Origin of the sequence: Sulfitobacter sp. HI0027, from assembly GCF_001634775.1 — a bacterium.
Lineage (GTDB): Bacteria > Pseudomonadota > Alphaproteobacteria > Rhodobacterales > Rhodobacteraceae > Sulfitobacter.
In genome coordinates, this window is sequence record NZ_LWER01000411.1 from 1 (window position 1) to 479 (window position 479).

At 55.5% G+C, this 479-nt stretch carries 1 protein-coding gene; it reads right to left on the reverse strand.

Annotation, left to right across the window (positions count from 1 at the left end):
- The coding region (locus A3722_RS18620) for an IS110 family transposase (protein WP_150120558.1) at window positions 1-447 on the reverse strand (447 nt) is incomplete at its 3' end.
- Window positions 448-479 lie beyond the last annotated feature (32 nt).

Below are 479 nucleotides of genomic sequence, written 5' to 3' on the forward strand. Positions count from 1 at the left end.
AGTGTGCCCGAACTCGTAGAGGATTGATCGTAGACTGTTTACCAGCTCGGTGCGCTGGTTCACCAAACGCTCCCGGTTCCGGAACAGGATCGCACGGGCCTGTTGTTTCTTGGTCTTGGGCGGAACAAACCTCATCTCCGGCCGCTGCGCGGCGATGACGATAGCTTCAGCATCCGCAGCATCATTCTTCTGGCGTTTCACAAATGGTTTCACATACTGCGGTGCGATCAGTTTCACCTCGTGACCCGTCCCGGACAACACTCGCGCCCAGTAGCTGGCACTGCCGCAGGCCTCCATGACGATCACGGCAGGCGGTTGCGTAGAAAGAAACGCGCGAAACTGTGGCCGGGACAGCTTCTTGCGAAATTTCAACTGCCCGGTCATGCTGGCCCCATGAAGATGGAAAACATTCTTCGCCAGGTCCACTCCGATCATTGTATCTATCATTAGCCGTCCTTTCCTTCTTGTGGCTTTGAACA